At 71.7% G+C, this 26,206-nt stretch carries 24 protein-coding genes; 15 read left to right on the forward strand and 9 right to left on the reverse strand.

The features are described from left to right. The first annotated feature begins 51 nt into the window (after positions 1-51). The 6 genes from ACWCRJ_RS00270 to ACWCRJ_RS00295 all read left to right on the forward strand — a co-directional run bounded on the left by ACWCRJ_RS00270 (position 52) and on the right by ACWCRJ_RS00295 (position 4,230). The gene (locus ACWCRJ_RS00270; RefSeq protein ID WP_450937136.1) at positions 52-501 is read left to right on the forward strand and encodes a cupin domain-containing protein; all 450 of its coding nucleotides are present in this window, start codon (positions 52-54) and stop codon (positions 499-501) included. Further along, a complete protein-coding gene (locus ACWCRJ_RS00275) occupies positions 498-1,766 on the forward strand; it encodes a beta-ketoacyl-[acyl-carrier-protein] synthase family protein (RefSeq protein ID WP_450937137.1) in 1,269 nt (422 codons plus the stop codon). Before ACWCRJ_RS00270 ends, ACWCRJ_RS00275 begins: the two co-directional genes overlap by 4 nt. Continuing rightward, positions 1,763-3,013, forward strand: coding sequence for a beta-ketoacyl synthase N-terminal-like domain-containing protein (locus ACWCRJ_RS00280; protein ID WP_450937138.1), 1,251 nt, complete (start codon positions 1,763-1,765; stop codon positions 3,011-3,013). The genes ACWCRJ_RS00275 and ACWCRJ_RS00280 overlap by 4 nt, the downstream gene beginning before the upstream one ends. 67 nt (positions 3,014-3,080) lie before the next feature. Beyond that, the gene (locus tag ACWCRJ_RS00285) at positions 3,081-3,338 is read left to right on the forward strand and encodes an acyl carrier protein (protein WP_059083437.1); all 258 of its coding nucleotides are present in this window, start codon (positions 3,081-3,083) and stop codon (positions 3,336-3,338) included. Position 3,339: 1 nt separating this feature from the next. Beyond that, a complete protein-coding gene (locus tag ACWCRJ_RS00290; RefSeq protein ID WP_450937139.1) occupies positions 3,340-3,819 on the forward strand; it encodes an SRPBCC family protein in 480 nt (159 codons plus the stop codon). Positions 3,820-3,897: 78 nt separating this feature from the next. After that, the gene (locus ACWCRJ_RS00295) at positions 3,898-4,230 is read left to right on the forward strand and encodes a TcmI family type II polyketide cyclase (protein ID WP_450937140.1); all 333 of its coding nucleotides are present in this window, start codon (positions 3,898-3,900) and stop codon (positions 4,228-4,230) included. A 54-nt stretch (positions 4,231-4,284) separates the two neighbouring features. Here ACWCRJ_RS00295 and ACWCRJ_RS00300 read toward each other — a convergent pair whose 3' ends face one another. From ACWCRJ_RS00300 to ACWCRJ_RS00320, 5 genes are all read right to left on the reverse strand, one after another. Further along, on the reverse strand, positions 4,285-5,376 hold the full coding sequence (locus ACWCRJ_RS00300) for a methyltransferase (RefSeq protein WP_450937141.1): 1,092 nt from the start codon (positions 5,374-5,376) through the stop codon (positions 4,285-4,287). A 42-nt stretch (positions 5,377-5,418) separates the two neighbouring features. Continuing rightward, on the reverse strand, positions 5,419-6,483 hold the full coding sequence (locus ACWCRJ_RS00305; RefSeq protein ID WP_450937142.1) for a right-handed parallel beta-helix repeat-containing protein: 1,065 nt from the start codon (positions 6,481-6,483) through the stop codon (positions 5,419-5,421). Between the two features lie 130 nt (positions 6,484-6,613). Continuing rightward, positions 6,614-6,880, reverse strand: coding sequence for a DUF4235 domain-containing protein (locus ACWCRJ_RS00310; RefSeq protein ID WP_450937143.1), 267 nt, complete (start codon positions 6,878-6,880; stop codon positions 6,614-6,616). A gap of 11 nt (positions 6,881-6,891) precedes the next feature. Next, the gene (locus tag ACWCRJ_RS00315) at positions 6,892-7,920 is read right to left on the reverse strand and encodes a YihY/virulence factor BrkB family protein (protein WP_450937144.1); all 1,029 of its coding nucleotides are present in this window, start codon (positions 7,918-7,920) and stop codon (positions 6,892-6,894) included. A gap of 72 nt (positions 7,921-7,992) precedes the next feature. Next, positions 7,993-9,279, reverse strand: coding sequence for a serine hydrolase domain-containing protein (locus ACWCRJ_RS00320; protein ID WP_450937145.1), 1,287 nt, complete (start codon positions 9,277-9,279; stop codon positions 7,993-7,995). Positions 9,280-9,849: 570 nt separating this feature from the next. On the opposite strand from ACWCRJ_RS00320, the gene ACWCRJ_RS00325 reads away from it, so the two are divergent. Continuing rightward, complete coding sequence (locus ACWCRJ_RS00325; RefSeq protein ID WP_450937146.1) at positions 9,850-10,227, forward strand: DUF2637 domain-containing protein; 378 nt, start codon at positions 9,850-9,852, stop codon at positions 10,225-10,227. A gap of 22 nt (positions 10,228-10,249) precedes the next feature. Here ACWCRJ_RS00325 and ACWCRJ_RS00330 read toward each other — a convergent pair whose 3' ends face one another. After that, positions 10,250-12,748, reverse strand: coding sequence for a SpoIIE family protein phosphatase (locus tag ACWCRJ_RS00330; protein WP_450937147.1), 2,499 nt, complete (start codon positions 12,746-12,748; stop codon positions 10,250-10,252). Between the two features lie 319 nt (positions 12,749-13,067). Here ACWCRJ_RS00330 and ACWCRJ_RS00335 point away from each other — a divergent pair, with 319 nt between their 5' ends. Continuing rightward, positions 13,068-14,504 carry an APC family permease gene (locus ACWCRJ_RS00335; protein ID WP_450937581.1) on the forward strand — a complete coding sequence of 479 codons (1,437 nt, stop codon included), beginning with the start codon at positions 13,068-13,070 and terminating at the stop codon, positions 14,502-14,504. Between the two features lie 174 nt (positions 14,505-14,678). Here ACWCRJ_RS00335 and ACWCRJ_RS00340 read toward each other — a convergent pair whose 3' ends face one another. After that, on the reverse strand, positions 14,679-15,626 hold the full coding sequence (locus ACWCRJ_RS00340) for a hypothetical protein (protein ID WP_450937148.1): 948 nt from the start codon (positions 15,624-15,626) through the stop codon (positions 14,679-14,681). A 165-nt stretch (positions 15,627-15,791) separates the two neighbouring features. Between ACWCRJ_RS00340 and ACWCRJ_RS00345 the strand changes: the two genes are divergently transcribed. The 4 genes from ACWCRJ_RS00345 (at position 15,792) to ACWCRJ_RS00360 (ending at position 19,552) form a co-directional block, all read left to right on the forward strand. Further along, positions 15,792-16,601 (forward strand): hypothetical protein, encoded by an 810-nt coding sequence (locus ACWCRJ_RS00345; protein WP_450937149.1) that lies wholly within the window; start codon positions 15,792-15,794, stop codon positions 16,599-16,601. A gap of 272 nt (positions 16,602-16,873) precedes the next feature. Then, positions 16,874-17,077 carry a cold-shock protein gene (locus tag ACWCRJ_RS00350; protein ID WP_005483357.1) on the forward strand — a complete coding sequence of 68 codons (204 nt, stop codon included), beginning with the start codon at positions 16,874-16,876 and terminating at the stop codon, positions 17,075-17,077. A gap of 93 nt (positions 17,078-17,170) precedes the next feature. Next, positions 17,171-18,841 (forward strand): DEAD/DEAH box helicase, encoded by a 1,671-nt coding sequence (locus ACWCRJ_RS00355; protein WP_450937150.1) that lies wholly within the window; start codon positions 17,171-17,173, stop codon positions 18,839-18,841. 123 nt (positions 18,842-18,964) lie between these two features. Continuing rightward, positions 18,965-19,552, forward strand: coding sequence for a tellurite resistance TerB family protein (locus ACWCRJ_RS00360; protein ID WP_450937151.1), 588 nt, complete (start codon positions 18,965-18,967; stop codon positions 19,550-19,552). Positions 19,553-19,632: 80 nt separating this feature from the next. Here ACWCRJ_RS00360 and dacB read toward each other — a convergent pair whose 3' ends face one another. After that, positions 19,633-20,982, reverse strand: coding sequence for a D-alanyl-D-alanine carboxypeptidase/D-alanyl-D-alanine endopeptidase (gene dacB, locus ACWCRJ_RS00365; protein WP_450937152.1), 1,350 nt, complete (start codon positions 20,980-20,982; stop codon positions 19,633-19,635). Positions 20,983-21,240: 258 nt separating this feature from the next. Between dacB and ACWCRJ_RS00370 the strand changes: the two genes are divergently transcribed. Then, positions 21,241-21,654: a VOC family protein gene (locus ACWCRJ_RS00370; RefSeq protein WP_450937153.1), complete on the forward strand. Its 414-nt coding sequence runs from the start codon at positions 21,241-21,243 to the stop codon at positions 21,652-21,654. A gap of 90 nt (positions 21,655-21,744) precedes the next feature. Next, positions 21,745-22,644: an alpha/beta fold hydrolase gene (locus ACWCRJ_RS00375; RefSeq protein WP_450937154.1), complete on the forward strand. Its 900-nt coding sequence runs from the start codon at positions 21,745-21,747 to the stop codon at positions 22,642-22,644. A 51-nt stretch (positions 22,645-22,695) separates the two neighbouring features. On the opposite strand, the gene ACWCRJ_RS00380 is transcribed toward ACWCRJ_RS00375, so the two are convergent. Beyond that, the gene (locus ACWCRJ_RS00380; RefSeq protein WP_450937582.1) at positions 22,696-24,261 is read right to left on the reverse strand and encodes a carbohydrate-binding protein; all 1,566 of its coding nucleotides are present in this window, start codon (positions 24,259-24,261) and stop codon (positions 22,696-22,698) included. Positions 24,262-24,915: 654 nt separating this feature from the next. On the opposite strand from ACWCRJ_RS00380, the gene ACWCRJ_RS00385 reads away from it, so the two are divergent. Then, positions 24,916-26,175, forward strand: a complete 1,260-nt coding sequence (locus ACWCRJ_RS00385) for a glycosyltransferase (protein WP_450937155.1) — start codon at positions 24,916-24,918, stop codon at positions 26,173-26,175. The last annotated feature ends 31 nt before the right edge of the window (positions 26,176-26,206 follow it).

The raw sequence follows: 26,206 nt of genomic DNA on the forward strand, positions 1-26,206 counted from the left end.
CCGCCCCCGCCCCCGTCCCCGTTCGACGCAGCTCATGTTCGGAGGAACGTCGTGATCAATCGCCATCCCGGCATCGTGGATGTCAGCGAGGTCGAGCCCAACACCCGGCGCGGCGGCGATCTGCGCGCCATGCTGACCCCCTCCACGGTCGGCTCCACCAGCGGTTTCATGGGCGTGGCCATCGTGGCGCCCGGCGACCGCATCGCCGAGCACTACCACCCGTACTCCGAGGAGTTCATCTACGTCATCTGCGGCGAGCTGGAGGTGGACCTCGACGGCGAGCCCCACCGACTCCAGCCCGAGCAGGGGCTGTTGATCCCCGCCCACATGCGGCACCGGTTCCGCAACGTCGGCAAGGTGGAGGCCCGCATGGTCTTCCACCTCGGCCCGCTGGCCCCGAGCCCGCCGCTCGGCCACGTCGACACCGAGGACGCCAACGGCGTACCGATCCCGGTGGAGGCCCACGCCGGACGGGCCGAGCGGCCTCAGGTCCGCTCATGACCAGGCGCGTGGCGGTCACCGGCATAGGCATCGTCGCTCCGGGCGGCATCGGTGTCCCGGCGTTCTGGGACCTGCTGGCCGACGGTCGCACGGCGACACGTGGCATCACCTTCTTCGACCCGTCCGGGCTGCGTTCGCGGATCGCCGCCGAGTGCGACTTCGACCCGGCGGCCCACGGACTGGACGCCGGGCAGATCGCCCGGTGCGACCGGTACATCCAGTTCGCCCTGGTGGCCGGTGAGGAGGCCGTACGGGACTCCGGGCTCGACCTCGCCGCGGAGAACCCCTGGCGGGTCGGGGTCTCCCTCGGCACCGCGGTCGGCGGCACCACCCGGCTGGAGCACGACTACGTGCTGGTCAGCCATGGCGGGCAGCGCTGGGACGTGGACCACCGGGAGGCCGGGCCGCATCTGCACCGGGCGTTCGCGCCGAGCACCCTGGCCTCGACGGTCGCGGAGCGCTTCGAGGCGCGCGGGCCGGTGCAGACCGTCTCCACCGGCTGCACCTCGGGGCTCGACGCCGTCGGGTACGCCTTCCACACCATCGAGGAGGGCCGGGCCGACATCTGCATAGCCGGCGCCTCGGACTCGCCGATCTCCCCGATCACCATGGCCTGCTTCGACGCGATCAAGGCCACCTCCCCCGACAACGACGACCCGGCCCACGCCTCGCGCCCCTTCGACGCCGACCGCAACGGGTTCGTCATGGGTGAGGGCGGCGCCGTACTCGTCCTGGAGGAGCTGGAACACGCACGGGCCCGCGGCGCGCACGTGTACTGCGAGATCGGGGGCTACGCCACCTTCGGCAACGCCTACCACATGACCGGTCTGACCAGCGAGGGCCTGGAGATGGCGCGGGCCATCGAGGACGCCCTCGACCACGCCCGGATCGACCGCACGGCCGTCGACTACGTCAACGCCCACGGCTCGGGCACCAAGCAGAACGACCGGCACGAGACGGCCGCCGTCAAACGGACGCTCGGCGCGCACGCCTACGACACGCCCATGAGTTCCATCAAGTCCATGGTGGGCCACTCGCTCGGCGCGATCGGCGCGATCGAGGTCGTCGCCTGTGCGCTGGCCCTGGCCCACCAGGTCGTCCCGCCCACCGCGAACTACCAGACCCCGGACCCCGAGTGCGACCTGGACTACGTCCCGCGCGTCGCCCGTGAGCGGAAGCTGACCAACGTGCTCTCCGTGGGCAGCGGGTTCGGCGGGTTCCAGTCCGCGGTGGTCATGAGCCTGCCGAGGGAGAAGACACGATGAGCGAACGGCGTCCTCGGCGCGCGGCCGTCACCGGAATCGGCGTGGTCGCGCCCAACGGAACGAGCACCGAGACGTTCTGGAAGTCCACCAGGGAAGGCATCAGCGTCCTGGACCGGGTCACCCGCGAGGGCTGCGAGCACCTGCCGCTGCGGGTGGCCGGCGAGGTCCGCAACTTCGACCCGCCGTCGGCGGTCGAGGAGCGCTACCTCGTCCAGACCGACCGCTTCACGCACTTCGCCATGGCCGCCGCCGACCAGGCGCTCGACGACGCCCGCCTGGACCGGCCCGAGACCGACGCCGCGCCGTTCTCGGTGGGCGTGGTCACCGCGGCCGGCTCCGGCGGCGGCGAGTTCGGGCAGCGGGAGCTGCAGCAGCTGTGGTCCAAGGGCAGCCGCTTCGTGGGCCCGTACCAGTCCATCGCCTGGTTCTACGCGGCGAGCACCGGCCAGATCTCCATCCGCCGCGGCTTCAAGGGCCCCTGCGGGGTCATCGCCTCCGACGAGGCCGGCGGACTGGACGCCGTGGCGCACGCGGCACGGGCCGTGCGGCGCGGCACGGACGTGATGGTGGCCGGCGCGACCGAGGCGCCGCTCGCCCCCTACTCGGTGGTCTGCCAGCTCGGCTACGAGGAGCTGAGCACCGTCGACGACCCGGCCCGCGCCTACCGCCCGTTCACCGCCGCGGCCTGCGGGTTCGTCCCCGCCGAGGGCGGCGCGATGCTCGTCGTGGAGGCCGAGGACACGGCCCGGGAGCGGGGCGCGCCCGTGCGGGCCCTCCTCGCGGGCCACGCGGCCACCTTCACCGGCGCCTCCCGCTGGGAGGAGTCCCGGGCGGGCCTCGCCGAGGCCGTCCGGGTCGCTCTGGAGGAGGCCGGCTGCGCCCCGGAGGAGATCGACGTGGTCTTCGCCGACGCCCTCGGCGTACCGGCGGCGGACCGTGCGGAGGCGCTGGCGATCACGGACGCCCTCGGCGCGCACGGCACCCGCGTCCCCGTCACGGCGCCGAAGACCGCGATCGGCCGGGGCAACGGCGCGGCGGCCGTGCTGGACCTCGCGGCGGCCGTGCTCGCGATGGAGCACCGCGTGATCCCGCCCACCCCCAACGTCTTCGACGTCTGCCACGACCTCGACCTCGTCACCGGCACCGCCCGCGCCGCCGAGCCGCGCACGGCCCTGGTCCTCAGCCGGGGCCTCATGGGGTCGAACGCGGCACTGGTGCTGCGGCTCGGCCCCGGCGGCGCCTCCTGACCACCCCTCACCGCACCCCCGCGCCAACCCCCTCACCACGCACCACCGACGCACCAAGGAGAACCGCATGAGTGACCGCATCACCGTGGAAGAGCTGTCCGAGCTGATGAAGAAGGCCGCCGGGGTGACCGTCACCCCGGAGGAGCTCCAGCGGCGCCTGGAGTCCGGCTTCGACGTCATCGGCATCGACTCGCTCGGTCTGCTCGGCATCGTGGGCGAGCTGGAGAACCGCTACGGCACGCCGATGCCGCCGGACGCGGAGAAGAGCCGCAGCCCCAAGCAGTTCCTCGACCAGGTCAACACCGCGCTGATGGCGGGTGCCTGACATGACCGGACACACGCAGAACGAGATCACCATCGCCGCTCCGGTCGACCTGGTCTGGGACATGACCAACGACGTCGCGAACTGGCCCCGGCTGTTCAGCGAGTACGCCACCGCCGAGATCCTCTCCCAGGAGGGGAACCGGGTGACGTTCCGGCTGACCATGCACCCGGACGAGAACGGCAAGGTGTGGAGCTGGGTCTCGGAGCGGGAGACGGACCGCGAGACGCTCAGCGTGGAGGCCCGCCGCGTCGAGACCGGGCCGTTCGCCTACATGAACATCCTGTGGGAGTACGAGAAGGTCCCCACCGGCACCAAGATGACGTGGACGCAGGACTTCGCGATGAAGCCCGACGCGCCGGTCGACGACGACTGGATGACGGACAACATCAACCGCAACTCCAAGGTCCAGATGGCCCTGATCCGGGACCGCATCGAGAAGGCCGCCGCCGAACAGGGCGCCGCGCCGGGCCTGACCGACTGAGCGCCACGCGCACATGAGCGCCAGGCGTGCCCCACGCGCCCGGCGCGCCGACTGAACGAGCCGGACGGAGAACACCGTATGCACCAGTCCCTGATCGTCGCCCGGATGGCCCCGGGGTCGGCCCCGGACATCGCCAAGATCTTCGAGGAGTCCGACCGGGGTGAGCTGCCGCACCTCATCGGGGTCTCCCGGCGCAGCCTCTTCCAGTTCGACGACATCTACATCCACCTCGTCGAGTCCGAGCGGGACCCCACGCCCGTCATCACCAAGATGGCCGGACACCCCGAGTTCAAGGCCATCAGCGAACGGCTGTCGTCGTACGTCACCGCCTACGACCCGGCCACCTGGCGTTCGCCGAAGGACGCGATGGCGAACCGCTTCTACCGGTGGGAGCGGGACGGCCGCTCCTGAACCGCCGTCGGGCCGCCGGGCACGTGCGACGCGCGTGCCCGGCGGCCCGTGCGGTCATCCGGGCACGTGGCAGTCGAAGGCGTGCAGATAGGCGTTGACCGGGCGCACGTCGTCGATCACCAGCCCCGCGTCCGTCAGCCTGCGGGTCATGCTCTCGGTGGTGTGCTTGGCCCCGCCGACGTTGAGGAGCAGCAGCAGGTCCATGGCGGTGCTGAACCGCATCGAGGGCGAGTCGTCGACGAGGTTCTCGATGACCACGACGCGTGTGCCGGGGCCGCCCGCCCCGATGACGTTGCGCAGCAGCCGGACCGTGCTGTCGTCGTCCCATTCCAGGATGTTCTTGATGACGTAGACGTCGGCCCGGACCGGGACGGCCTCGCGGCAGTCGCCGGGGACGACGCGCGTCCGCTCCGCGAGCGCGCCGCCTGGCCGCAGCCGGGGGTCGGCGTTCTCCACCACGCGCGGCAGGTCGAGCAGGGTGCCGTGCAGCGCCGGGTGCTTCTCCAGCAGGCTCGCCACCACATGCCCCTGTCCCCCGCCGATGTCGGCGACGGACGAACTCCCCGACAGGTCGAGGAACTCGGCGACGTCCCGCGCGGACTGCGTGCTGGAGGTCGTCATGGCGCGGTTGAAGACGTCGGCCGACTCCGGGGCGTCCTCGTTGAGGTAGACGAAGAACTCCTTGCCGTACAGCTCCTCGACGACGTTGTGGCCGGAGCGCACCGCCTCGTCGAGCTTCGGCCAGGCGTCCCAGGTCCACGGCTCGGTGCACCACAGGGCGATGGCGCGCAGGCTGTGCGGGTCGTCCTCGCGCAGCAGCCGGGACATGTCGGTGTGCGCGAACGTCCCGTCCGGCCGTTCGGTGAAGACGCCGTAGCAGGACAGGGCCCGCAACAGCCGCCGCAGCGGCTTCGGTTCGGCCTTCACCGCGGCCGCGAGGTCCTCCGCGGAGGACGGGGTGTCACCGAGGGCGTCGGCGACCCCCAGCCGGGCGGCGGCGCGCAGGGCCGCGGCACAGGCGGCGCCGAACACCAGCTCCCTGAACCGCATGGGGGGCGGGGGCGCCGGGGCGTCCTGCGCGGCGTGCGGGGCCTTGGCCGGCGAGACGGGCGTGGTGGTGGTCTGTCTGGTCTGAGCGGTCGTCATGCGACAGCCTCCTTCTTCGAGTTCATGAGCGACCGGGGCCGGTCAGCACAGTCCCGCGGGCCGGGACGCCCGACAGGTGTTGCCCGTGAAGGTGTTGCCCTTGCCGGCGGTGTCCGTGTTGACGATGTCCGCCGGGGAGTTGCCCTCCAGCACGTTGTCGGTGATCCGGTTCCGCTCGCTGGTGGTGCCCACGAAGCTCTTCCAGACGACGATGCCGCCCGACAGCGGGGAGGCGCCGGCGTTCTCCGTGATGCGGTTGCGGGTCACCAGGGTGTCCTCGGCCCCGGTCAGCACGATGCCGGTGCCCTGCAGCGCGTCCAGCCGCGCGGTCTTCGGGCAGGACTTGTTGTTCCGCTCGATGAGGTTGTCGCGCACGGTGAGCGCGCCGGCCCTCGGCATGTTCTCGTCGCCCACGACGAAGACGCCCGCGCAGTTGCCGGTGAGGTGGTTGTCCGCGACCGTGAGGTTGCGCAGGCGCCGCACGGTGAGGCCGATCCGGTTGCCCTCCAGGCGGTTGTGCGCGACCACGGTCGCGCCGCTGTCCGTGGCGCCCTGCTCGGCCTTGACGGTGTTCGCGAGGAACAGGCCCGCGTCGCCGTTGTCCCGGGCGGTGTTCTTGCGGAACACCCCGCGTACCGAGCGCTCCTGGGCGATGCCCCACACGCCGTTCTTCTCGGCGGTCACGTGCCGTACGGTCAGCCGGTCGGTGTCCTGGGCGAACACCCCGGACCCGGTGAAGCCGGTCACGGTCAGGGCGGCGACGGTGACGTCCTCGACCTTGCGGTCCTTGGTCCCGATCACACAGATGCCGTTGCCGTCGGCGCAGCCGCCGGCGGCCTTCGCCGCGGCCGGTACGACGACGGTGCCGCGGCCCATGCCGCGCAGGGTGATCCCGTGTGTGCTCACCCTGACGCTCTCGCGGTACGTGCCGGAGGTCACGAGGACGGTGTCACCCGCCGCGGCGGCGTCCACCGCCTCCTGGATCGACTCGCCGGGGAAGACCACATGGGTCCGGTGCTGGTCGGCGACGGCCGACGGGGCGGCCCCGAGCCCCGCCCCGATGACCGCCACGATGCTCGCCACAAAGGCAATATGCCATTTCGTCATATTCCGCAAGATATGACCAGCTTCGTCAAGAAAGCCGCGATAGCCCATCCGACGGCGTGTCCCGCCCCGCCACCGCACGAGGCCGGACCGCGACCCGGGCAGCCCCGCAGCCCCGCAGCCGGGCTGAGGGTCAGCCCGGCCAGGTGCCGGTCAGTCTGCGGCTCGCGACCGCACCGCCGCGGTCCACCACGGCCTTGACGCCGGCGAAGATCGCGCCCTGCAGGACGGCCGCCGACACGACCTCGCGCCAGGCGCGGCCCTCGTCGGTGGCGTCGGGGGCGTCCTCGTCGTGCCCGAGCTTCTTCCACACCTGCTTGAACACCCCGCCGGCCAGGGCACCGCTGAGGGCGCCCAGCGCGAGACCGAGGGGCTTGTAGACGACCTTGGAGACCTTCATCACCGACTCCTTCAGGATCCGAGGCGGCGCCGGTCGTCCTCGTCCCACTTCCGCGTGTCACGCGGCTGGACGTACGGCTCCTCGTGCGGGGGATGACCGCCCTCGACGGCCCGCCGCCGGGCCAGCTCCGCGTCGAACTCCAGGCCCAGCAGGATCGCCAGGTTGGTGATCCACAGCCAGACCAGGAAGATGATCACACCCGCGAGGGCGCCGTACGTCTTGTTGTACGACCCGAAGTTCGCCACGTAGAAGGCGAACCCGGCGGAGGCGGCCATCCAGATCAGCAGGGCGAGGAAACTGCCCGGGGTGATCCAGCGGAAGCCGCGGCTCTTGGCGTTCGGGGTGGCCCAGTAGAGGACCGCGATCATGATCGTGACCAGCAGGAGCAGCACCGGCCACTTCGCGATCGACCACACGGTGAGTGCCGTGTCGCCGACCCCGAGCGCGGTGCCCACCTCGCGCGCGAGGCCGCCGGTGAACACCACGATCAGCGCGCTGATCACGGCCATGACCATCAGCACGACCGTCACACCGACCCGGACCGGCAGCACCTTCCACACCGGGCGCCCCTCGGGGACGTCGTACACCGCGTTCGCGCTCCTGATGAACGCCGCGACATACCCGGAGGCCGACCACACCGCGAGCACCAGACCCACGATCGCCATGATCGAGCCGAGTCCGGAATTGCTCTGCATCTGCTGGACGGCGTTGGTCAGCACGTCCCGGGCGGCGCCGGGGGCCAGCTTCTGGATGTTGTCCAGCACCTGCTGCGTCGCCGACTCCCCGACGATCCCCAGCAGGGACACGAGAGCCAGCAGCGCCGGGAACAGGGCCAGGATGCCGTAGTAGGTCAGCGCCGCCGCCCGGTCGGTCAGCTCGTCCTTCTTGAACTCCTTCAGGGTGCCTTTCAGCACCGACCGCCAGGAGCGGCCGGACAGGTCCGTGGGGCTGTCGGGGGCCCGCCGCTCCACCTGCTCGTCCGGCCCGACGCCCTGTTCGACGTCGGGCCGCTTGTCATGTCGTTTCAACGTCCGCATCATGGCGGGCGGGTATCCGGCTGATTCCCGCCTATGCGTACAGGTGCCCCATTTGCCACATTCGGCGCATACGAGTCAGCGCGGGGGCGCGGGGCGGTCGTACACGTTGTCCGGGGTGACGATCTCCGTGATCGCGCGGGCCAGCAGCGAGGACGGCTCCTGGCCGTCGTGGGTGATGTCGGTGTTCAGCAACAGCACCAGGGTGGCCTTGCGCGAGGGCAGGTACACGGTGACGGTCTGGTAGCCCGGGATGGAGCCGTTGTGCCCGATCCAGCCGCCGGTCTCGAAGATGCCGAGGCCGTAGCTGGTGCCGGGGAAGCCGGTCGGCAGCATCCTGAGCCGCTCCCGCTGGGTCTGCGGGCTGAGCAGCGTCCCGGTGGCGACGATCCGGGCCCAGCGGCGCAGGTCGTGCAGGTCCGAGATCATCGCCCCGGCCGCCCAGGCCCAGCCGGGGTTCCAGTCCGTGGCGTCCTCGACCTCACCGCTCAGCGTCTGGTCGGTGTAGCCGCGCGCGTGCGGCTCGGGGAACTCGCGGCCCTCGGGGAACAGCGTGTGCCGCAACCGGGCCGGGCGCAGCACCCGCTCGTGGATGAACTCGGCCAGCGGCCGCCCACCGACCTTCTCGATCACCAGACCGAGCAGGACGAGGTTGGTGTTGGAGTACTGGAACCGCTCACCCGGCGCAAAGGTGTTCTGGTGCCGGAAGGCGTACGCGAGCAACTCGCGCGGGGTGAACGAGCGGCTCGGGTCGCTCAGCAGGGCCCGCACGAAGTCCGAGTCGGCGCTGTACGGGAACAGTCCGCTGCGCATCTCCGCGAGATGACGCAACGTGATCCTGTCGCCGTTCGGCACGCCGCGCACATAGCGGGAGACGGGGCTGTCGAGCCGGATCCGGCGGTCGTCGAGGAGTTCGAGCAGGGCGGTGACCGTGAAGGTCTTGGTCTCGCTGCCGATCCGCACGTACTGGTCGGTGGTCATGGGCCTGCCGGTGGCGGTGTCGGCGACCCCGGTCGCGCGGACGTAGCACCCCTGCCCCGGCATCCACAGCCCGACGACGACGCCGGGGATGCCGGCCTCACGGCGGACGTCCGCGACGGCCCTGTCCAGCCGGGCGGTCAGCGAGCGGCCGAGACCGCCCGACGGACAGTCGCCCTTGTCGTGGCGGTCGCGCTCGCCGTGGTCGCGCTCGCCGTCGCGGTCGCCGTTGTCGTGGCGGCCGGCGGTGTCGTGGCGGCCGCCGGTGTCGTGGCGGCCGGCGGCCGCGGCGTGGACGGTCGCGGCGGGCGTCACCGCCATCGGGACCAGCACGGATGCCGCCAGCACGGCGGCGACGAACAGACGGCGGTAGGGCGTACATCGCATGCGGGGGGCCTCTTCCGGAGCGGGGACCAGAGGGGCCAACGTCACCATCCGGGCCCCGGACAACGAGCGCCGTCCAGGACGCGTCGAGGCGAGTCCACTCGTTCGGAGCCGACCGCACCCGCCCCATTTCATCGGCCATCCACCGCGATTCGAAACTCGCGAAAATCGCCGCCGATCGCTATTCTCCCGAATGCCCAAAATCAGGTATCGACTCCTCGCGTACCGGTCGGAAAAGCGGATCCCGAATGGACTGGATACAAAATGAGAACCGATTACGACCCGGTGGACCATCACTTCGACGGGGCCCAGCCGTTCGAGACGCAGCCCATCTGGCTCCCCGGTCCGAGGGCGTCGTCCGGTGTGTGGGACCCGAACGACGAGCTGATCCACATGCCTTACGTGACACACGCCGTGGAGGTCCCCGTCCCTCCCCTGCCGGACGTACGCGACCTCCCGCGCCGTCCGGTCAGCCGGCGGCGGCCACGCCCGGGCGCCCACATGCTTTCGAAAAACCCTAGGATCGTCCCTGTCTTTTTCTTAATTACGACAATCGCCGTGTGCGCACTGACAATGCTTTATTGGTCCGTCTCCTATTCGTACGGTCAGCTTCGCGGCATCGCCCTGCTGGTCGTGGCGGAGCATCTGGCCCGATGGTGGCCCCTGACCGTGTACGGGCCATGGCTCCTGGCGGGTCTGTCCATCCTGCGGGCGTCCGTCCAGCAGCGGACCGCCCGGAAGTCCTGGGCCGTGATGCTCATCTGCTCCGGCACGGCGGTGGCGCTGTGCATCGGCCAGTCGACGAGTTCCGTGCTGGCCATGGTGATCGTCGGCATCCCTCCGATCACCGCCCTCGTCTGTTTCCGTGAACTCGTCGGCCAGTTCTCCTCGGGGCACGGCCCCCGGCACGCCGCCGACACCCTGACCGGACCCCAGCAGGGCAGGCCGTAGCCCCTACCGCGGGGTCGTCCGGTCAATCGAGGGCCTGTTCCGTCCAGATCGTCTTGCCCGTGGGGGTGGGACGGGTGCCCCAGCGGCGGGTCAGCTGGGCGACCAGGAGCAGGCCCCGACCCCCTTCGTCGTAGCTGCGGGCGCGGCGCATGTGGGGTGCCGTGCTGCTGGCGTCCGAGACCTCGCAGATGAGGCTCCGGTCGTGGATCAGGCGCAGCCGTACGGGCGGTTGGGCGTGCCGGATGGCGTTGGTGACCAGTTCGCTCACGACCAGCTCGGTGACGAAGGCCGCGTCGTTGAGTCCCCACCTCTCCAGTCGGCCCAGGGCGTTCTTGCGGGCGTCCGCGACGGCGGACGGGTTCGGGGACACCTCCCAGGTGGCGACCCGTTCGGGGTCGAGTGCGCGGGGCCGGGCGAGCAGCAGGGCCACGTCGTCGGTCGGCAGCCGCGGCAGTACGGCGTCCAGGACCCGGTCGCACAGGGCGTCCAGGGAGGCGTCGGGGGCGGCGAGGGCCTGACGCAGGCGGGTGATGCCGTCGTCGATGCCGGCTCGTTCCCCGCTGCCGGAACCGTCACCGTTGTCGTCACCGCGGCGGGACTCGATCAGCCCGTCGGTGTAGAGGGCGAGCAGGCCGCCCTCCGGCAGTTCCGTCTCCAGCGACTCGAAGGGCAGTCCGCCCAGGCCCAGCGGGGGTCCCGCCGGCATGTCGAGCAGTTCGGCGGAGCCGTCCGGGCTCACCACGACCGGCAGCGGATGCCCCGCCCGGGCGAGCGTGCACCGGCGCGAGACGGGGTCGTACACGGCGTACAGGCACGTCGCCCCGACGACGCCCGCGGTCGCGTCCCCTGCCGCCTCCCCTTCCTCGGCGGCCAGCTCCGCGCCGGCCTCCGCCTCGGTGGCCAGCCGGGCCACGAGGTCGTCGAGGTGCGTGAGCAGTTCGTCGGGGGGCAGGTCGATGTCGGCGAGGGTGCGGACGGCGGTGCGCAGTCGGCCCATGGTCGCGGAGGCGTGGATGCCGTGGCCCACGACGTCTCCGACGACCAGCGCCACCCTGGCCCCCGACAGCGGGATCACGTCGAACCAGTCGCCGCCCACCCCGGCGCGGGCGCCGGCCGGCAGATAGCGCGAGGCGACCTCGACCGCGTCCTGCTCGGGCAGGCTCCGCGGCAGCAGGCTGCGCTGCAGCGTGACGGCCGTACCGCGTTCGCGGGTGTAGCGCAGGGCGTTGTCGATGCTGACCGCCGCGCGGGCCGCCAGTTCCTCGGCCAGGACGAGGTCGTCGTCCTGGAAGGAGTCGGGGTGCCGGTGACGGGCGAAGACGACGACGCCCAAAGTGGTTCCGCGTGCCGACAGGGGCACGGTCATCACCGAGTGGAACCCGAAGTCGCGGATACGGGAGGTCCGGAGCGGGTCCTGGGCCACCCAGTCGGCGATCGCGGGATCGGTCACCTGGTACAGCATGGCGCGGCCCGAGCGCAGGCTCTCCACCGGCGGCGAGCCGTCCGGGTACTCGTCCACCTCGCCCGGCGCGACGACCGCCTCCGGGCTCCCCGGCAGCACGGACTGGTGGGCGATGCGCCGCAGCGCGAGGGCGCGTCCGGCGGCCGGGGCGTGCGGGGGCGGCTCGTGGACGTCGTCGAGGGACGCCAGCAGGTCGACGCTGACGAAGTCGGCGAGGTCCGGGGCCGCGATGTCCGCCAGTTCCTGCGCGGTCCGGGTCACGTCGAGGGTGCTGCCGATGCGCCGGCCGGCCTCGGCGATCAGCTGGAGGCGTTTGCGGGCCCAGTACTGCTCCGTCATGTCGTGCCCGGTGGAGGCCACGCCGAGGACGCGGCCGTCGTCGTCCTCCAGCCGGTAGATGTGCACCGACCAGGCGTGGTCGCGGCTCTCGCCGGGGGCGCGCGCGTGGTTCTCCAGGTACTGCGGCTCGCCGGTCTCCAGGGCCCGCCGCATCAGCCGCTCGACCTCCCCGCCGATGGGGTCGTCCAACGCCTCCGTCATCCGCAGCCCGCGCAGATCGTCGTCGCCCAGCCCGAGGGCACCTCCCGAGGCCAGGTTGGACCGGCGAAAGCGCAGGTCCGTGTCGTGCACGGAGGTCGCGCAGCACGGGGAGTCGAGGAACCCGTGGAGCGCGAGCGCGTCGTCGCCGGGGCGGGGCCGGGCGCCCGTGAGGGCGGAGACCAGAAACCAGTCGCGGGTCCCGCAGTACGACGTGCGGTGGTGCGCCAGGACCCTGACCTCCACGCGGCGCCCGTCCCGGTGCCGCAGGACGAGCGTGCCGTGCCATCTCGGCAGGTCGGAGAAGGACGGGAGGGTGCTCGGCGAGGGCTCCTCGGCGAGCAGCGCGGCGGCCCGCCGGCCCAGGATCTGCGCCGGCGTGTATCCGAGCAGCCGCTCGGCGCCGGCACTCCAGCCGGTCACGGTGCCCTGTTCGTCGACGGTGGCTCGCGCGGTGGGTGCCTCACCCACCGTGTCCGGGCCCGGATCGGCTCCCGGTCCGCCGACGACATGCCGTTTCATGGCCGCTCATCTCACTCTCGCCCGAGCCCACCCTCGCCGAGGCTCTCATCGCTACCTTTAATATGTCCGTTTGCATCCTTTTCACTCTATTTCGGGACCGCCAACCGGGCATCGGCACCTCAGCGGCGGGCGCGGCGCCGGACCGAGGACGCCCGGCGCGCACGGAACGTCGTAAGCACCCGAACAATCTGTGGCCCTACACGTGTCACTCCCTTGCCAGGCAGGCCTGTTGGGGCAAACATGGGGCAGCTCGTTTGAGCCGAAACCACATCCTTCTCTTCCGCCCGACAGGTGAGGCATGTCTACAAGTGCGTCCAGAATGCGGCACGCGGCCGGCGACGGTTACGCGTCCACCGGCTCCCTCAAACAGAACGCGCTCGGCGTCCTGGGCATCCTCTTCTTCGTGCTCTCCGCGCAGGCGCCGCTGACCGGTGTGGCGGGGGCGGCCCCGGTGGCGATAGCCATCGGCAACGGTCCGGGCGTCCCGGCGATGTACGTCGTGGCCGGTGTGGTCGTCCTGCTCTTCTCCGTCGGGTACGTCGCCATGGGCCGCCATGTGGTCGACGCGGGCGCCTTCTACTCCTACGTCGGCAAGGGCCTCGGCGGTACGGCCGCCGCGGGCAGCGCGGGTGTGGCACTGCTCGCCTACCACGCCATCCAGGCGGCGGTGTACGGCCTGTTCGGCGCGGTGATGAACGGGCTGGCCCTGCAGTACCTGGAGACGGACGTGCCCTGGTGGCTGTTCGCGCTCGGCACGATGGCGATCGTGCAGGGACTCGGCGCGACCGGCGTCGACGTGGGCGCCAAGGTCCTCGCGGTGTTCGTGCTGGCCGAGATCAGCCTGCTGCTGGTGTTCGGCGTGGTGATGCTCCTCAAGGGCGGCGGCCCCGAAGGACTGGCGCCGGGCTCCTCCTTCTCCCTGTCGGCGGCGCTGGAGGGGGCGCCCGGGGTGGCGCTGATGTTCGCGGTGGCGTCGATGTTCGGCTTCGAGGCGACCGCGATCTACGGCGAGGAGGCGCGCGAGCCGCACAGGACGGTCCCCCGGGCCACCTATCTCGCGGTCGTCCTGGTCACCGCGTTCTTCGCCTTCACGTCCTGGATGCTCATCTCCGCGCACGGCCCGTCCTCCAGCGCGGCCGCCGCGGGCAAGGCCCTGGAGGCCGGGGACGGGGCGGCCTTCGTCGCCGTGCCGGTCGCCGCGGAGCTGGGCGCGTGGGCGGGGGACGCGCTGCCGATCCTGCTGGCCACCTCGCTCTTCGCCAGCATCCTGGCCTTCCACAACTCCGCCAACCGCTATCTGTTCTCCCTGGGCCGGGAGGGCCTGCTGCCGCGCGCGCTCAGCACGCTCAACGGCCGCCAGTCGCCGTGGCTCGCGGGTGTCGCGCAGACCGGCATCGCCGCGCTGCTGGTCTTCCCCTTCGCCCTGGCGGGCAAGGACCCCGTCCTCACCCTCTTCTCCTGGCTGAGCGGTCTCGCCGTGCTGGCGATCATGCTGCTGTACTTGCTGACGTCCGTGTCGGTCATCGTGTACTTCCGCCGAGAGCAGTCCGGTGACACCCGGCTGTGGAACACCCTGATCGCCCCGGCCCTGGGCGCGGGCGGCATAGCCGGTGCCATCTGGCTGATCGTCTCCAACTTCACCACCCTCATCGGCGGTGACACCGCCACGGCCGTCTGGCTCGGCCTGGCCGTGCCGGGTGCGCTGCTGGCGGGCATGGCGATGCCCCTGCTGGCACGGGCGCCGAGCAGGCGTTAGGAAGCGGGTGCCCCCGGCGGGTCGGCCGGGGGCACGTGGGTGGCTCGGTGCGCTGTCGGGTGCGGGTCCGGTGGGGCTTCTCGCGCAGTTCCCCGCACCCCTGAAAAGCAGGGGCCGCGCCCACTGCTTTTCTGGCCCGCCAGGGCCCGACAACACACCGAGCCGGCCCGAGAGTCAGCTCGTCGCGCGCTGCTGCCAGTTGGTGAAGGACGTGACCGGGTCGCCGCTCTCCAGGCCCCACGGGTACGCCGTCGCGAGGCCCCCGATCGCGCGGAACACCTCACCCGCCTCCCCCGCCCGCTTCGCCTGCACCATCGCGTACGCCAGCAGGTTCAGGTCGGCGACGGCCCCCGCGTGGGTCAGATACCCGGGGCGGGGCCAGTCGGCCAGCGCCCGGCCCAGGGCCGCCACCGCGTTGGGCCGGCTCCACAGATGCACGGCGGTGAGCGCTTCGAGGCCGCCCTGGTCGAGGGTGCCCTGGTAGAGGTCGATGAGGGCCGCGATCTCCAGGCCCGCCGTCGGCGCCGTGGGCGCCGCGCCCGCGCGTACCCGGTCCAGGAAGTCGACGGTCTGCGCGTGCGAACCGCACTCCCACGGCGACAGATAGCCCAGCATCTGGAAGTGGGCCTCGCGGTGCCAGGGATCGCGCCGGACGATCTCGTCCCAGAGCGGGAAGACCTCCGCGGCCGGCCGCCGCCACAGCCGCAGCAGTCCGAGCCGCACCACCCACGGGGTGGGGTCCTCGGGCCGCAGCGCGACGGCGCGTTCGCAGGCGTCGAGCGCCTCCCGGGTCTCCCCCGGCACCGGCTGCGCCTCGTACCGCGCACGCAGCAGGACGCCCCAGGCGAACAGCAGTTGCGCGTCCGGGTCCTGCGGCTGTTCCTCGGCCCAGGAGCGCTGCAGGGGCGGTGAGGACGACTCCGCGAGGACGCTCAGCCGGTGGGACCGGCGGTCCCAGTCCCGGCCGCTGTCGCGGAGCAGTTGCTCGATCATGGCCACCGCGAGACTGCGGCCACCCGAACTCCCCCTCTCCACAAGACGCTTGCGCACCTTCCCGAGGTCGGTGTCGTCGAGTTCGGGAGCGAGTCTGGTCGTGCTGCGCCGGCGACCGAGGAGAGCCATGCCCGGAGAGTAACGAATTTTGGTCGCACAGTGATGCTTTGCGATCGACGTATGCAGATCCGATATCACGACCGAAGAACGAGGGCGGGAATCCTAGACTCAACTCCCTTATGTGCGGGGTGACTTCACCTTATGCACACGATCTCCGCTCCCTATGATCGGATGATGACGGAACCGACTCAGCCCGGCCCGTACACGGGCCCACCCGCCCCTCCGCCCCCGCACCAAGGGGCCCCCTCTCCCTACGCGACCACACCGCCCGCCGGATACGGAAGACCGCCCGCCCCGCCGGGGACCCCGGCGGGGACGACCGCCCGCGCGGCCGGCGCCCTGCTGATACTCGGCGCCCTCCTCGCCATCGGCGGCTCGTTCGCCACCCTGGACAAGTCGCTCCAGTACCTCGGCGACGGAGGGAAGGGGGAACCGGTCTTCGAGAGCGTCGCGACGGCCTGGTCCTACTCCAGCTCGGGAGCGACCGACGGGCCGACCTCGGTCACGCAGTTCTCGGGGGTCCCGCTACTCCTCGGCGGCCTGCTGGCCATCACCGCCGCCGTGCTCCTCCTGTCCGGCCGCAGCCGGTCGTTCCCGCTGGGGCCCGCGCTCGGCATCGCCGGAGCGGTACTGCTGTTCGGCACGTCGCTCACCGTACTGACGGACGCCGTCAACGACACCCAGTGGGACGGGGACGGCCGGACCACGACCTTCGGCCCCGGCTTCTATCTGCTGACCTTCGCCCTGCTGCTCGCCCTCGGCGCCGCCGTGACCAGCGTCCTCACCCTCCGCGGCCCCGCCGCCCCCTTCCCCGGCCCCGCCCGGGCCGCGTTCCAGGCCCCACAGGCCCCTCAGCCCGCGCAGCACTGGCAGGCGGTCCCCGGCGTGCCGGGCGCGCCAGGCACGCCCGTGGCCCAGCCGTACCCGTCGGCACCGCCCGCGGTGCCGCGTCAGCCACCGCCTCCGCCCCCGGCCGCCGACTGACGCACGGTTCGCGGCTCGCGGCTCGCGGCGGAAATTTTCGCTGGGGGTGGCCCATGTCTCACACCAGTCACCCCCAGCCTGTGCTACCTTGCCATGAAGTGGCAGTTTTGGTTACCAGAGGCTTCTGAGTGCTCTTCGACCTTCCGTCGACGAGCACTCTTTGTTGTTTCCGGGACTTTCGGGACGTTGAAACTTCCCGTCGGGTCGAACCGTGCTGCGACACCGGGTCCGCAAAGTGTGGACTCCGGGCACTGCATCAAGGGAGTTACAGCATGGCATCCGGCACCGTGAAGTGGTTCAACTCGGAAAAGGGCTTCGGCTTCATCGAGCAGGAGGGTGGCGGCCCCGACGTCTTCGCCCACTACTCGAACATCGCCACCTCCGGCTTCCGTGAGCTTCAGGAAGGCCAGAAGGTGACCTTCGACGTCACGCAGGGCCAGAAGGGCCCCCAGGCCGAGAACATCGTTCCCGCCTGACTCTGACGCGTACGCATGAGCCGGGGCCCGCGCCCGAAAGGTGCGGGCCCCGGCTCGTGTGTGACCGGCGTCGCCGCATCAAGGAAGGTCCCCATGAACCGCACGGCTCGTACCAACAGCAGCAGCTCCTCCCGCCCCCGTACGGAGAAGGGCTCTGCCACCCGCTCGGACAAGGGCTCCACCGGTGCGGGCACCTCCCGGGGCAACCGCACCCGCGCACAGGGAACGGGAGCCGGTGCGGGGACGGGATCAGGTTCGGGCAACCCCGGCGCTCCCTCTCGTGCGGCCAGGAACGGTTCGACCAGGAACGGCGCGTCCAAGAACGGTGCCGCCCAGGCCGGCGGCGCCAAGAACGGCTCGCCCAAGAACGGCCGGAGCCGTCGCGGAGGCGGAGGCGGAGGCGGCAGGACCGCCGCCGTGGCCGTCGGTGGGGAGTTCGCGCTGCCGGTGACAGTCACGCCCGCGCTGCCCGCGGTCGACACGTTCGACGAACTGAACCTTCCCGGGCGGCTGTTGGAGACCCTCCACGCCGAAGGGGTGACCGCCCCCTTCCCCATCCAGGCCGCGACGCTGCCGAACTCGCTCGCCGGCCGGGACGTCCTCGGCCGCGGACGCACCGGGTCGGGCAAGACGCTCGCCTTCGGTCTCGCGCTGCTGGCCCGTACGGCCGGGCAGCGGGCCGAACCCCGCCAGCCGCTCGCCCTCGTCCTCGTACCCACCCGGGAACTGGCGCAGCAGGTCACCGACGCCCTCACCCCGTACGCCCGCGCGCTGCGGCTGCGGCTCGCCACGGTGGTCGGCGGCATGTCCATCGGACGTCAGGCCAGCGCGCTGCGCGGCGGCGCCGAGGTGGTCGTCGCGACACCCGGACGGCTCAAGGACCTCATAGACCGCGCCGACTGCCGGCTGGACCAGGTCGCGATCACCGTCCTGGACGAGGCCGACCAGATGGCGGACATGGGCTTCATGCCGCAGGTGACCGCGCTGCTCGACCAGGTGCGTCCGGGCGGCCAGCGGCTGCTGTTCTCGGCCACCCTCGACCGCAACGTCGACCGCCTGGTCCGCGACTACCTGCACGACCCCGTCGTCCACTCGGTCGACCCGTCCGCGGGCGCCGTCACCACGATGGACCACCACGTGCTGCACATCGAGGACGACGACAAGCACGCCACCACGACCGAGATCGCCGCCCGTGAGGGCCGGGTGATCATGTTCCTGGACAGCAAGCACGCGACGGACCGGCTGGTCAAGAAGCTGCTGGCGGTCGGCGTGCGCGCCGCCGCCCTGCACGGCGGCAAGTCGCAGTCCCAGCGCAACCGGGCCCTGAGCCAGTTCAAGGACGGTGACGTGACGGCGCTGGTCGCCACGAACGTCGCCGCGCGCGGCATCCACGTCGACGACCTCGACCTCGTCGTCAACGTCGACCCGCCGGGCGACCACAAGGACTACCTGCACCGGGGCGGCCGTACGGCGCGCGCCGGCGAGTCCGGCACGGTCGTCACCCTCGTCCTGCCGCACCAGCGCCGTGACGTCACCCGGCTGATGGCCGTCGCCGGGATCACCCCGACGACCACCCGGGTCCGCTCCGGCGGCGCCGACCTGACCCGCATCACCGGCGCGCAGGCTCCCTCGGGCGTCCCGGTCGTCCTCGCCCCGCCGGTCACCGCACAGCCGGCCGGCCGCCCCTCCTCGTCGTCGCGCAACCGCCGCAGCCGCCCCTCCCAGGGCCGCCGCCGCGCCCCCGCGAAGGGCAACGGCCGCTGACAGCGGCGGCGCGGGCCTCGGAACTCTGAAGGGGGTGGCGGCCGTTCACCGGGTGACGTGCGGAACGCACGCGGACGACCGGAACGACCGGCACGACACGGGCTGAAGCCGAGGTGGCAACGCATGGCGATGTGGGATCGGATCAAGGACCAGGCCAAGGGTCTGCAGCAGCAGGCGCAGGGAGCGCGGGGCGGCACCGCACACGGGCGGCCCGGCGCGGGGCCCCTGGGCTCCACGGGGTCCTCCGGCTCCGGGCGGCCCGGCGGCGGCTCGAAGGCCCAGCTGGTGAGCGCGCTCAAGTCCCAGCTCACCTCCCTCAAGACGGAGCTGAAGAGCGGGGCCTACCGGGACGCCAGCATGGCCATGTGCGCCTTGGTCGCCGCCGCCGACGGGAACGTGGACGAGCACGAGCGGGCGCACGTGGAGTCGCTCATCCTGAACAACGACGTCCTGCAGAACTTCCCGGCCGACCAGCTGCGGCAGCGCTTCCACAAGCATGTCGACCTGCTGTCCCGGAACTTCCAGCAGGGCAAGGCCGAGGCCATGCAGGAGATCGCCAAGGCCGCGAAGAAGCCGACGGAGGCGCGGGCGGTCGTGCAGACCGGCTTCGTGGTGGCGGGCGCGGACGGGTACATCGCCCAGTCCGAGGAGCAGGTCCTGCGCGAGGCGTGCGCGGCCCTCAACCTGTCGCCGCAGGAGTTCGGCCTCTGACGGGCGCCGACGTGCCCCACGGACGCCGGCCGTCCCCACACCCGGCGTCCGTGGAGTTCTGAGGGGTGGGCCCTACAGCCCTACACCCAGCAGCCGTTGACCGTGGCCGCGAGGCCGTCCAGGGCGTCCTTGATGTCGGACGGCCCGGCGGCGGAGTCGTTCTCGATGAAGGAGAAGACCTTCCACTCGCCGTCCTGGGCCTTGGTCAGACCGCTCAGGGCCACGGCGCCGGTCAGCGTGCCGGTCTTGGCCTTGACCTGACCGACGGCGCACCGGGAGTCGGCGGTGTCGAAGCGGCCGAACTCCGGGCCCAGCGTGGCGCCCGCCTCGCCCGAGACGGGCAGCCCGTCGATGACGTACTTCAGCGTCTGCGCGTGCCGGGGGTCGGCGGCCAGGTCGACGATGTCGGCGATGGTCCGCGCCGGGATGCGGGTCGCGCGGGACAGCCCGCTGCCGTCGTACATCTCGAAGTCCGCGAGCGAGATGCCGTACCGGGTGAGGACGTCACGGACGACGGCCGTGCCGTCCTCGAAGGTGGCGGAGCGGCCGGCGCCGAGCGCGGTGAGCCTCAGCAGCGACTCGGCGATGTCGTTGTCGCTGACCTTGAGCATCTGCTTGACGACCGTGGACAGCTTGTCCGAGGTGTGCGTCGCGACCGGCACGTCACCCGTGCCGACGACCCCGCGCGTGACCCCGCCGTCGACGGTCACGCCCCGCGCGGCGAGCTGCTCGGCGAAGACGCCGCCCGCGTCGAGGGAGGTGTCGTCGACGTTGTGGGAGTCGACGACCAGCGCGCGTACCGGGGCGACGGAGTCGGGGTAGTAGCCGGTGTTCCAGCCGTTGGCCAGGGTCGGCTCGGGGAAGAGACTGTCGTCGATGCGCACCTTCACCGAGGTGAGGCCGGCGTTCTTCAGCCCGGCGACGGCGGTCTTGGCGAGCGCGTCGAGGTCGGCGGTCGTCAGCGTGCGGTCGCCGCCGCCGACGAGGGTGAGCGTGCCGTCCCCGTACACCACCTTCGTGGTGAACCGGTGGTCCGGGCCGAGCACCGTCAGCGCCGTGGTGGCGGTCGCCAGCTTCGTGTTCGACGCGGCCATCAGCGCGGTGTCCGCGTCGTGACCCCACACCACCTTGTCGGACTTGGCGTCGATGACGACACCACTGAGCTTGCTGCCGAGGCGTGTGTCCTGGCTGCGCGTGTTCAGGTTGTCCGCGATCTTCTGCTCCGCGGCGTCGAGTTCGGTGGCGCCGGGCTTCGCGGTCGTCTTGTCGGCGGCGAAGGCGGACGTGCCGGCCAGGATCGTCCCGGCGACCGGCGCGACCACGGCGAGCACGGCCGCCCGTCGCAGCGCCGGGTTCGGCGCCTTGGCCTTGCGGTGCCGGCCGCTCGCGCGAAGGGCGGTGGACGGGGAGGTGGAGGGGGAGCTGGGCATGGGGGCCTCGGTGGGGGGAGGTTCAGAAGGTGCGGGAGGTTCATGAGCCGTCGAGGAGACGCGGCGGGCGCGAATCTTGAAAGCGAAAGTAACAGGAGGGACTCCCGCTACCCATGGGTACTTTGTGAAGACTTGACGCGCCGACAGGCGTTTGTGACAGAGGCCACGGCATGCCGTTGTCAGTGGCCGGGGCTAGTCTCCGGACAACTGACCGTTTGCTCCTTTTCAGGAGTTTCCGAGTCCCTTCAGGAGGTTCTCGTGGTCTCGCGACTCAACCCCTACGTCAGCTTCGACGGCGACGCCCGGCAGGCGCTGGAGTTCTACCAGGAGGTCTTCGGCGGCGATCTGACGCTGAACACCTTCGGCGACTTCGGGCAGCCCGGCACCCCGGTCTCCGACAAGATCATGCACGGCATGCTGGAGACGCCGAGCGGCTTCACCCTCATGGGCGCCGACACCCCGCCCGGCATGGAGTACACCCCCGGGTCCAACTTCTCCGTCAGCCTCAGCGGTGACGACGACACAGAACTGCGCGGCTACTGGGAGAAGCTCTCCGCCGGCGGCAGCGTCTCCGTCCCCCTCGACAAGCAGATGTGGGGCGACGTCTTCGGCATGTGCACGGACCGCTTCGGCGTGCCGTGGATGGTGAACATCGGCGAGCCCCAGGGCTGAGCACCGGCGTCACAGTGCCGCGCGGGGCGCCCCCTCGTTGAAGTCCACAGCACCAACCCCCCAGTGGACCGACGAACGAGGAGACCGGGCGTGCCAAGGGCCGAGGCAAACGGCGTCGAACTCTTCTACGAGGTGGCCGGGTCCGGCGACCCGCTGGTCCTGGTGCACGGCTCCTGGGGCGACCACCACAACTGGCTCCCCGTCCTCCCCGCCCTCGCCGGGCGCTTCCGCGTCCTGGTCTACGACCGCCGCGGCCACAGCCGCAGCGAACGTCCACCGGGACAGGGCGCCCGGCGCGAGGACGAGGAGGACCTGGCCGCCCTGATGGAGACCCTGGACCTCGCCCCTGCGTACGTCGCCGGCAACTCCTTCGGCGCCTCGACAGCCCTCGGTCTGGCCGCGCGCCGCCCCGGCCTCTTCCGGGGAATCGTGGCGCACGACCCCCCGCTCACGGGCATCGTCCCCGACGACCCCCGCCTACGGCCGCTCATGACGGCCGTGGGCGAGCGGTTCGCCTCCGTCCTCACCCACCTCCGCGCACACGAACCCCTGGCGGCGGCACGCCGGTTCACCGACGAGATCGCCCTCGGCCCCGGCACCTGGGACCGGTTGCCGCCCCCGGTGCGGCAGACGTTCCTGGCCAACGCCCCCACGTTCCTCGACGAGCACGGCGACCCGCACTGGGCGGACCTCGACCTCGCCGGCCTCTCCGCCTACACCGGCCCGGTCCTCCTGACCCGGGGCACGGACAGTCCGCCGTGGTTCGCCCCGATCACCGGGCGGCTCATGGAGGCCCTCCCCCAGGCGGACACGTTCACGTTCGAGGGCGCGGGCCACATCCCGCACGTGACCCATCCGGAGGCGTACGCGCGGGCGGTGACGGCCTTCGTGGACGGGGCGGGTGCGGGTGCGGGTGCGGGTCCGGGTCCGGGTCCGGGTCCGGGTCCGGGTTCCGGCGACGGTCGGGCAGGGGAGAGCCCCCGTCCGTGAGGGCGGACCGTCACGGGCAGGGGCGAGGGCGGGGCAACGGCGGGGCGGGGACTATCCGAAGGTGACGTTCAGCTTGCCGTCGCCGCCGAAGGACCAGTGCAGGCCGCCGGAGTACGAGGAGCAGCGGGAGCCGTTCGTCCCGGACCAGAACTGGTTGGAGCTGTCGGAGCTGCCGATGATCCGGTCGTTCGTACCGCTGCCGCTGCGGCACGACGTGTTGTCGCGGAACACCGACGTACCGCCGTCGAAGCTGAAGTTCCGCTCGGTGTTGTCGATGCTCACGTTCCCGGAGACCGCCATCGAGCCCGGGTTGCTGTTCCACGTGAAACCGTGCTTGCCGTTGTCGTAGGCGATGCTGCGCCGGACGACGTGGTTCACGGCGATGTCGTCGCCGCCGAGCTTGTAGCCGTTGCGGTCGCCGTTGCCGGCCTGCGAGCCGTCGGTGAGCGTGCCGTTCACGTAGGCGAGCGAGTCCTCGATGGTCACCGGGCCGATGGGGCCGGTGTCCGTCTTGGTGTAGAGGTCCCAGCCGTCGTCGATGTTGTTGTGGGCCACGGCGTAGCGGAAGACGTTGCCCGTGCCGGTGGTGAGCTTCGCCGCGAACCCGTCCGCGTCCTCGCCGTCGGAGTCGGCGTTGTCGTGCGACTCGGCGCTCAGGATCAGGTTGTCCGAGGGCCAGTCGGCGGCGGGGGTGGTGGAGGCCATCCGGCCCAACTGCAGCCCCGTGTCCCGGTTGAACCGCGTCACGGTCCGCTCGATGATGTTGTCGCTGCCGCCGACGTAGATGCCGTTGTCGCCGGCGCGCTCGACGATCAGCCCGGAGACGTGCCAGTACGAGGCGTTGAGCTGGAGGCCCCGGTTCGACGAACTCTCGCTCTGGGCCGAGAAGTTGAGGATCGGCTTCTCACCCGGGTAGGCGGAGAGCTTGGTGCGGGCGGCGGCGGTTCCGGAGCTGCCGGCCGGGATGGTGACGGTCGCGGCCTGGGCGTACGTGCCGCCGCGCAGGTAGATGGTGCCGCCCGCGGTGATACGGCTGATCGCCGAGGTCAGGGTGGTGGGGGCGGAGATCGTGCCGGCCGCGGAGTCCGTCCCGCTCGGCGCGACGTACAGCGTGGAGCCGGTCGACGGCGGGGGCGTGGTGCCGCCGTCGGGCACGGTCGCGTCGAGGTAGTCGATGTTGGGCAGGCCGGTGGCGGCGGTGGGGTTGACGCGGATGACGTTGCTGCCCGACGTCACCGGCACGGTCAGCGTCTTGGTGGTCCACGCCGTCCAGGTGCCGGTGCTCTCGAAGGACGTGGTCGCGGCGGTGGTGCCGTTCACCGTGACGCTCGCGGCCCGGGCGCCGGTGGTGCCGTTGGCGAACCGTACGGACAGGGTCGCCGTGCCCGATGCGGGTGCGGTCACGGTGAACTGCGCGTAGGCCCCGGCGGCGTTGGTGCCGTTGCAGAATCCGCTGCCCGAGTATCCGGCCCAGTCGGAGTCGATCGTGCCGGTGCAGACGGCCGGCGACACCTCGGCCTCGTACCGCGCGCTCGCGGCCCGCGCCGCCGTACCGGCCGCCGCGACCAGCAGGCCTGCCACCAGAGCCGCGCTCGCCGTCGCCATGACGGGTCTCATATGCGTCGTATGCATCGTTGATCTCCTGGACGGGTTGGCCGATGAGAGTCAGAAAGCGCTTTCTCCAGTTGAGTGTCGGAGGATGTTCTGGACACGTCAATAGACTGGTACGTGAGTTGTGTTCACATGGATGAATCCGCGGGAGAGTGGTGGAGTGCCGCCTCAGAGGGGCGGACAACTGCTGTTCAGGAGTGCCGGGGAGCCCAAAGGCGGGACTGGTGCGAGGGCGTTGGGGGTGGTTGGGATCGCCTTGCTACCGGCTTCCCATCCGAGGTTGTGAACGAGCGCTGCCGGGCTCGATGGTCTCGGCTCAGTGGGTCCGGGGGGCGGGGTGCACCTGGCCCAGGGGTCCTGACGGTGCAAGGGGCTCATGCGTGGCTTCGGGCCCGCAGGGCCCGGCTTTCAGGGGCGCGGGGAACTGCGCGAGAAGCCCCACCCGAGCCGCGGCCGTGTACGGACCCTCAGCGCTCCGCCGCGTTGTGACCACCACGTGGCGTCGCGCGCCCTCGGCGCCCGGGCAAAAGCGAAGGCAAGGAGGTCACGCTCTCCTTGCCACTCTCAACGTATAGCGCACCGGGGGGCTTGCGGCAAGGCCCCCGTCGTGGCGCAGAATCTCCGGCCTGAGCCAGTGTCGAGGGGAACCGGGGGCGTTGCATGCGTGTGCTGTTGGCGAACTACGACTCGCGTGGAGGGCTGGAGCCGCTGCTGGGGCTGGCGGTCCGGTTGCGCGAACTCGGCGTGGAGGTGCGCGTGTGCGCGCCGCCGGACGAGGAGTTCGCGCGACGGCTGGCCGGGGTCGACGTACCGCTGGTGCCGTTCGGTCGGCCGGTGCGCGCGCTGATGACCGCGGCCACGCCGCCGACGGCGGACGGCGTGCCCCGGCGCGCGGCCGAGCTGCTCGCGCGGTTCGACACCGTCGCCGAGGCGGCCGAGGGCTGCGATGTGCTGGTGGCGACGGGCCTGCTCCCGGCCGCCGCCTGTGTGCGGGCGGTGGCCGACAGGCTGGACATCCCGTACGTGTACGCGAGCTTCCAGTCCGTCTCCCTGCCGTCACCGCACCATCCGCCCATGCCGCGGCCGGGCAGGCCTCTGCCGCCGGACGAGACCGACAACCGTGCGCTGTGGGACGTGGACGCCCGGAGCGCGAACGACTTGTTCCGCGAGGTGGTCAACGAGCGGCGGGCGTCGGTCGGTCTGGCACCGGTGGACGAGGTGCGCGACCACGTCTTCACCGATCACCCGTGGCTGGCGACGGACCCGGTGCTCGACCCGTGGGACGCGGGGGCGTCTCGTGGCCCCGCCCCGGACCCGCGACAGGGATCATCCGCCCCCGGCGTCGTCCAGACCGGCACCTGGATCGTGCCCGACGAACGCCCGCTCCCGCCCGAGCTGACGGCCTTCCTGGACGCCGGCGCACCACCCGTGTACGTCGGCTTCGGCAGCATGGCTCTGGGCGACTCCGGGGCCGCCGCCCGCGCCTGCGTCGAGGCCGTCCGCGCACAGGGCCGCCGCGCCGTCGTCTCCCGGGGCTGGGCGGAGCTGGCGCCGGTCGACGACCGGGACGACTGCTTCGTCGTCGGCGAGGCCAACCACCACGCCCTGTTCCGCCGGGTCGCCGCCGTGGTCCACCACGGCGGCTCGGGTACGACGACCACGGCGGCCTGGGCGGGCGCGCCGCAGGTGGTGGTGGCCCAGGGCGGGGACCAGCCGTACTTCGCGGGCCGGGTCGCCGCCCTCGGCATCGGCGCGGCGCACGACGGCCCGGCCCCGACCTTCGCGTCCCTGTCGGCGGCGCTGGATGTGGCCCTGGCGCCCGGGACGCGCGTACGGGCGGCCGACGTCGCCGCCACGGTCCGTACGGACGGGGCGGCGGTGGCGGCGAAGCTGCTCCTCGACACGGTCGTGCGCGGCTGAGCCACCCACCCGCCGGGCGACACCACCGAGC

The sequence above is a fragment of the Streptomyces sp. NPDC002324 genome, from assembly GCF_053593335.1.

Excerpts from the sequence above, each read along its gene's own strand:
- ACWCRJ_RS00275 (WP_450937137.1), top strand. The coding sequence starts at position 498 with ATGACCAGGCGCGTGGCGGTCACCGGCATAGGCATCGTCGCTCCGGGC.
- ACWCRJ_RS00280 (WP_450937138.1), top strand. The coding sequence starts at position 1,763 with ATGAGCGAACGGCGTCCTCGGCGCGCGGCCGTCACCGGAATCGGCGTG.
- ACWCRJ_RS00285 (WP_059083437.1), top strand. The coding sequence starts at position 3,081 with ATGAGTGACCGCATCACCGTGGAAGAGCTGTCCGAGCTGATGAAGAAG.
- ACWCRJ_RS00290 (WP_450937139.1), top strand. The coding sequence starts at position 3,340 with ATGACCGGACACACGCAGAACGAGATCACCATCGCCGCTCCGGTCGAC.
- ACWCRJ_RS00295 (WP_450937140.1), top strand. The coding sequence starts at position 3,898 with ATGCACCAGTCCCTGATCGTCGCCCGGATGGCCCCGGGGTCGGCCCCG.
- ACWCRJ_RS00300 (WP_450937141.1), bottom strand. The coding sequence starts at position 5,376 with ATGACGACCGCTCAGACCAGACAGACCACCACCACGCCCGTCTCGCCG.
- ACWCRJ_RS00305 (WP_450937142.1), bottom strand. The coding sequence starts at position 6,483 with ATGACGAAATGGCATATTGCCTTTGTGGCGAGCATCGTGGCGGTCATC.
- ACWCRJ_RS00310 (WP_450937143.1), bottom strand. The coding sequence starts at position 6,880 with ATGAAGGTCTCCAAGGTCGTCTACAAGCCCCTCGGTCTCGCGCTGGGC.
- ACWCRJ_RS00315 (WP_450937144.1), bottom strand. The coding sequence starts at position 7,920 with ATGATGCGGACGTTGAAACGACATGACAAGCGGCCCGACGTCGAACAG.
- ACWCRJ_RS00320 (WP_450937145.1), bottom strand. The coding sequence starts at position 9,279 with ATGCGATGTACGCCCTACCGCCGTCTGTTCGTCGCCGCCGTGCTGGCG.
- ACWCRJ_RS00325 (WP_450937146.1), top strand. The coding sequence starts at position 9,850 with ATGCTTTATTGGTCCGTCTCCTATTCGTACGGTCAGCTTCGCGGCATC.
- ACWCRJ_RS00330 (WP_450937147.1), bottom strand. The coding sequence starts at position 12,748 with ATGAAACGGCATGTCGTCGGCGGACCGGGAGCCGATCCGGGCCCGGAC.
- ACWCRJ_RS00335 (WP_450937581.1), top strand. The coding sequence starts at position 13,068 with ATGCGGCACGCGGCCGGCGACGGTTACGCGTCCACCGGCTCCCTCAAA.
- ACWCRJ_RS00340 (WP_450937148.1), bottom strand. The coding sequence starts at position 15,626 with ATGGCTCTCCTCGGTCGCCGGCGCAGCACGACCAGACTCGCTCCCGAA.
- ACWCRJ_RS00345 (WP_450937149.1), top strand. The coding sequence starts at position 15,792 with ATGACGGAACCGACTCAGCCCGGCCCGTACACGGGCCCACCCGCCCCT.
- ACWCRJ_RS00350 (WP_005483357.1), top strand. The coding sequence starts at position 16,874 with ATGGCATCCGGCACCGTGAAGTGGTTCAACTCGGAAAAGGGCTTCGGC.
- ACWCRJ_RS00355 (WP_450937150.1), top strand. The coding sequence starts at position 17,171 with ATGAACCGCACGGCTCGTACCAACAGCAGCAGCTCCTCCCGCCCCCGT.
- ACWCRJ_RS00360 (WP_450937151.1), top strand. The coding sequence starts at position 18,965 with ATGGCGATGTGGGATCGGATCAAGGACCAGGCCAAGGGTCTGCAGCAG.
- dacB (WP_450937152.1), bottom strand. The coding sequence starts at position 20,982 with ATGCCCAGCTCCCCCTCCACCTCCCCGTCCACCGCCCTTCGCGCGAGC.
- ACWCRJ_RS00380 (WP_450937582.1), bottom strand. The coding sequence starts at position 24,261 with ATGAGACCCGTCATGGCGACGGCGAGCGCGGCTCTGGTGGCAGGCCTG.
- ACWCRJ_RS00385 (WP_450937155.1), top strand. The coding sequence starts at position 24,916 with ATGCGTGTGCTGTTGGCGAACTACGACTCGCGTGGAGGGCTGGAGCCG.